Raw genomic sequence first — 4,314 nt, 5'->3', positions numbered from 1 at the left:
GCCCACGCGCAGGTGCCGGTGGGGCTTGAAGTCCCGAAAATCGCGGCGGAGGAAGATCTGGCGGTAGGTCGGCTGCGCCGGCTGGTAGGCGGCGAGCAGCATCTTGTTCGCCGCGGCCGAGAGCAGCGCGGGGAAGTCGCTGGTGGTGTGGAAGGCGCGCTCGGCCAGCAGCGTGGGGTTGCGCGGCACCTGGCGTTCGCCCTTGAGGCGGAGCAGTTCGCCGATCATGTCGGAGGGGCGCCAGCCCAGGAACTCGGCGTGGCGGCCGGAGCCACCCGCTGGCGGCTGGTAGCCGGGCATGGAGCGCACGGCGAGCGCCTCGGCCATGGCGTCGCGGATGGCGGCGGGGTCGTCGTGGCCGGGGCCGGTCTCGGGGCGGGCCGGGATGGAGGGCTTGGGTGCGGCGGCGACCATGGCGTCGAAGAGCGCGCGGCGGACCCCGTCGGCGGACCAGCCGCGCTCGACGGCCTCGGTGCGGAGGGTGGTGGCGCGGTCGGCGGGGACCAGGGCGCGGGCGGCGTCGACGGCGCTGTCGATGCCGCTGATGCGCTCGCGCTCGGTGCGGCTGGCCTCGGCGCGGATGGCGTCGAGATCGGGCGGCGCGGCGCGGGTGGGTTCGGGCGCCGCGGACGCGGGCGTGGTGGGCGTGTCGGTCACGGTGGTCTCCTGGGGTGCGATGGCGGACGGCGCGGCGGAGGGCGGCGCCGCAGGCGGGGCAACCGGCTCGGCCGGCGTCGTCTCGGGCATGGTGGTGTCCTCGTTGGGCAGGGCGGGTTCGACGGCGATGACGGGCGCGCCCTGGGGCGCCTCGCCGCGCACAGAGGCGTCCCGATCCACCGGGACCGGGACGATCGAGATCTCGAAGGGCTCCCAATCCACCGCGCGGTGGACGGTTTCGCCGGTCGCGACGTCGGGCCGCGGCTCGTAGCGGTGCACGCGATAGCCGACACTCACCGCGCGCAGCGTGCCGTCGGCGATGCGCTGCCAGACCGGCTCGACGTCCGCAGCGGCGGAGAACAGCAGCGTGGCGTAGCCGCGACCGCGCTCGAGGCGGGCAGCGGTGACGCGGCCGAGCACATCGCGCGCGTCGCCACGGCGGTGGGTGTTCAGCACCGGAGCTTGCCCAGAGCGCAGCGCGTCCATGCGCACCGCGTTCGGCGACATCTCCAGCTCCTCGGTGATGAGGCCAAGGCCCGGGACAAAGTTGCGGGCACGGGCGCCGGTGGACCACACGACCTCGACGGTGCGGGCCGTCCGGTCGACGGTGGCAGGCGCGGTGAGCGCGCGCTGCGCCTCATGCGGCGCGGCCGCCGCGGGTGGCACAGCAGCCGCGTCCGGCGCGGCATCGCTGCCGCCCGGTTCGGTGGTCTCGGTCATGGTCAGCCCTGGGGTGCAGTGTCTCGGGGAGGCGATGCCGCCCCGGTCGCCGCGATCTCCACGGCGGCCATCTGCGCGGCGTCCTGGGCGGCGCCGGACTTGGCGACGCGGCGCGGATCGGTGTCGAGCGACAACCCGGCATCGTCGAGCAGCGCGTTGGCCTCGCGGATCATCTCGACCGCGGCGCGGAAGTCGTAGCCGAAGGCACCGGCCGCCTCTGGCTGCGGCACGAAGCCCGCACGGACCTGGGCGATCAGCGCGGTGGTGTCCTTGAGCGGGTCGATCATCTCGTGCGCCGGCGGGACGTGCGACACGCCGTCCGGCAGGTCGGCATCCCATAGCCCGAGCAGCGCGCCCTGGGCATGGAACCGCTCGGCGATGGGCCGCACCAGCATCGGGATGAGCATGCCGTACTGCACCTGTTCGCAGAGCCGCCGGAACTCGATCTTGCCGGCACGCAGCGAGGAGTAGTTCGCCTGGGTGAGGTCGCCCGAGACCTGGTCGTAGGTCAGGCCGGCGCCGACCGACGCGGCCTCCAACGCGCGCCGCGCGAAGGCCGTGTGGCTGCCGCCGCCAGACGGGTTCACCACTTCAACGCTGCCCATGCCGCGGCGGTAGAGGATCATGCCCGGCTCGAAGCTCTCGACCGTCCGGCCCTGCGCGTCGCGGAGCAGCCCGGCGGCGGCCCCGGTCAGGGCCTCGTCGCCCTCCTCCGTCACCACCGCTGCCAGGCAGGCCTCGATCTTGGCTTTCATGAGCAGCGCGGCCTCGTAGTCGCCGAGGTCGCGCAGCCGGAGCAGCACCGGCGCGAGCCAGGAGACGTCGCGCAGCTGGCCGGGCCGGCGCTTGCGGTAGATGTGCAGCACATCGGCGGCCGGCACGCGCTGGCTCGATAGCCATGTGGCGCCGCCCGGCAGCAGCCAGGAGGCGCCGGGGTGGACGCAGTGCAGCCAGTAGCCGACCGGCTCACCGGCCTCGCCGAGCGCGATGCCCTGGAGCGTCGGCGCGCCCTCCATGATGCCCTGCCGCGCGGTGTCGAGGTGGTCGCTCTCCAGCACCTGCAGCCTCAGACCGATGGGGTTGGACGGCGATGGCGCGGTCGGCAGGAAGCGCACGAAGCACTCCCCGCTCTCCACCACGGCGCGCATCACCAACGCCTGCAGCCCGTAGAGATCGAGCCGCCCCTCGGCGTCGCAGGCCGTGCTCTCTGCCCAACGCTGCCAGGCGCGACCGTGGGCGTCGTCCGGCCAGCGCGTGGTGATTCCCGCGCCCACCGCATTGCCGGTCCAGAGATCGACGATGCGCGCGGCATAGGGGTCGTTGCGCACGGCATCACGCGCACGACGGGCGACCGTGGCCGCGGCCGCGCCGACCTCCGCATTGGCCGAGCCGCGCGAGGGCGCCCAGCCCGCAGAGGCACGCGTGTCCTGCGCGGCCGCATAGCCACGGATGACGTTCCAGGCGCCGACGATGCGCTGCGAGAGGCTCGGCATCACCCGGTTCCCCCGCGCGAGAAGCTGGCCAGCGTCGCGCCCGGGCGCCGCGCCGAGGACATCTCCGCCCCGCGCAGCACGGCCAGCGCCCGGCCCAGCTCATCGAGGCTGCGATACTCTACCGTCCGCCCCTCGAAGCTCACGCGCGTCGTGCCGCCCGTGTAGGCCGCCGCCAGCACCTGCGCGCGGCTCCCCGCCGGCTGCGCCAGCGCCCAGGCGAGAACAGCCGGATCCATCACGACATCGCCTCGGTGTAGAGGATGGTCGCCGCCACATTCGCCGTGCCCGAGAAGCTGGTCGCGACCAGGCTCAGCGTCTCGGGCGTGGTGCCCAGGATGTTGGTGGACAGCGCCTGCAACTGCCGCAGGTCGAAGCTCTGCACGCCCTGCCCACCGGCCGGGCTGTAGCCGGCCCAGACGCGCTCGCCGCCGGTGATGGCGGTGGCCGCCGTGTCCTGCTCCGCCAGCGAGGAGGGGCTGCCCAGCGTGGGCAGCCCCTGCCAGGTCGGCCCCGTGAGCGTGCCGCCCAGCACCAGCTCAAAGAACGCCGCGGCGTCGCTGCTCACAATCAACTGCTGCGGCACCAGCTGGCCGCGGTTCACCAGCCCGATCTGATACTGCGTCGTGGCGTCCGGCGCCGGCGAGAAGGGCGTGGTGCTCTCCGTCAGTGGGTTGTCCACGCTGAGCGTGACGGGGGTGTTGTTGGTGATGCGCACCACCTGCCCGGCGCCGGTGCCGCCCACCAGGCGCAGATAGCGCCCGCGCCACTGGCCGGCGGTCCAGCCCGCGCCGGTGCGGGAAAGCTGGTTGGTGCCGCCGCCGGTCGCGGTGTTGCTCTCGTCCACCACCGCCATCGGCCGCACGCGCGAGGACAGGATCGGGCGCCGTGCCGTGACCGCGACGCGGCTCGCATTGGCGTGCGGGAAGGTGAAGCCGCGTTGCTCGTCGAAGCCGCCCTCGACCACCACCGAGACGCCCCAGTGCCAGAAATCCATCGCAGGGCCGCCCGCGGCGCGGCGCATCTCGTAGCGGCAGGGGAGGTTGCCGGTGCGCGCCCAGGGCAGGGTCGCGCCGGCCGCGTTGGCGTGATCGAAGGCGTGGCACCAGAGCAGCTTGCCGCCGATCACGAAGCCCAGCCGGCAGCGGCCGGCGCCGTACCAGGCATAGTCGAGCACCGCCATCTGGATGCGCGTCGGGTCGAGCACGCGCCCGGAGCGGCCGCGGCCGTCCAGCGTGTCGATGTTCCACTGCGCCTGGCGCACGCGGGTGTCCGCCACGCCCGCGCCGAGGCTCGCCCGGCGGACGGCCCAGAGGCCCTCCCAATCCTGCTCGAAGAACACGCCATTGTCGCTGTCGAACAGGCCGACGCGGCGCTGCATCGACGTGAAGGGCGGCGGCGCGCCGAACAGCACGGCGGCGGAGGCATAGATGCCCTTGGAGGGCTG

The 4,314-nt window shown here is 73.9% G+C and carries 4 protein-coding genes; all 4 read right to left on the bottom strand.

Annotation, left to right across the window (positions count from 1 at the left end):
- Positions 1-1,377, bottom strand: a 1,377-nt coding sequence (locus ACI6QG_RS19450) for an HK97 family phage prohead protease (RefSeq protein WP_491630757.1), incomplete at its 3' end; no start/stop codon positions are given.
- A 2-nt stretch (positions 1,378-1,379) separates the two neighbouring features.
- Positions 1,380-2,870, bottom strand: coding sequence for a phage portal protein (locus ACI6QG_RS19445; protein ID WP_407026238.1), 1,491 nt, complete (start codon positions 2,868-2,870; stop codon positions 1,380-1,382).
- Positions 2,870-3,106 (bottom strand): phage head-tail joining protein, encoded by a 237-nt coding sequence (locus tag ACI6QG_RS19440; RefSeq protein WP_407026237.1) that lies wholly within the window; start codon positions 3,104-3,106, stop codon positions 2,870-2,872. Before ACI6QG_RS19440 ends, ACI6QG_RS19445 begins: the two co-directional genes overlap by 1 nt.
- A partial coding sequence (locus tag ACI6QG_RS19435) for a hypothetical protein (protein WP_407026236.1) occupies positions 3,106-4,314 on the bottom strand: 1,209 nt, incomplete at its 5' end. The genes ACI6QG_RS19440 and ACI6QG_RS19435, both read right to left, overlap by 1 nt.

The organism is Sabulicella flocculans (assembly GCF_045449635.1).
Lineage (GTDB): Bacteria > Pseudomonadota > Alphaproteobacteria > Acetobacterales > Acetobacteraceae > Roseococcus.
This window is presented reverse-complemented; position numbering and strand designations above follow the sequence as displayed.